The 969-nt window shown below is 76.3% G+C and carries 1 pseudogene; it reads right to left on the bottom strand.

The window, feature by feature from the left end:
• Positions 1 to 908: pseudogene (locus tag NBZ83_RS32350) on the bottom strand (BTAD domain-containing putative transcriptional regulator); the annotation flags it as partial.
• Positions 909 to 969: the final 61 nt, after the last annotated feature.

A 969-nucleotide genomic window follows, 5' to 3' on the forward strand; every position in this document is an offset into this window, starting at 1 on the left:
GGCGGGGGCCCCTGGGTAGGGTTTGCCCGCCGGAATTCCTCCTGGTTGGCGGCTGGCGCGTCGGCGTCGGTGAGCAGGTCGAGTAGCTGGGCGGTGTCGGTCTCGGGCAGGGTGAACAGTCGGCTGCCTGTCAGGGCGGCGGCGATGTCGGGGCTCGCGGCGCCGACCACCCCGTCTGGCCGCACCCGGGCGGTCGCTCCAGGCCGCCACTGCCCGTACAGGATGCCGACGACACCGAGCGGGGAGCCGTTGTCGAGCACGGCCTGAAGGCGGCGATCCGACGTCTGGTCAGGGGCCGCGACGACGACCAGGGTGGCACGGCGGGGGTCCTCCCCGGCCGCGGCCCGCCGGGCCCGGGTGACGACGTCGGCCTCCAGCCGGTCCAGCAGCGTGGCCAGGTCGGCGACGACGTGCAGCCGCTGCGGCGGCGCGGCGGTGGTGTCCTCGCCCAGCATCCGCCGCACATCCGCAGCCGGAACGAGGATCTCGACGGGGGCGGCGTCGGGCTGGTGACGATCGGCGAGCAGCGCGACGAGCAGGGCGCGGATCGCGGCGTCCGCACCGGGTCCGATCAGCCCGAGGCCGCGGGTGGCGGCCAGGTCGAGCGCCAGCGGCTGGCCGTCGCCGGTCGTGCCGACGACCCGGGTGCCGGAGGGGGCAGTGTGGGCGGTGGCGGTGGCTGCCGCGTGGCGGCGGCCGGTGACGTGCGGGTCGCCCGGCGGGCGCACGACGACCAGCTCGCCGTCGGCGTCACGTTCGGCGGTGGCCGTGTTGTAGGCGACAGCGAGCTGGCGGATGACCGGCGCCTCGTCGAGGTCGTCGCGGACACCGCTGCCGGGGACGTAGTGCCGGCGGCGCCACAGCCGCACGGAGAACAGCGCGACCACCAGCAGAGCGACCGCTCCCATCCCGAGGTAGCCGCCGGAGGGGAACTGGACGCCCGGCGATCGTGACGGGGCCGGGGTGGAC

This window comes from Frankia gtarii, from assembly GCF_025403375.1.
Lineage (GTDB): Bacteria > Actinomycetota > Actinomycetes > Frankiales > Frankiaceae > Frankia > Frankia gtarii.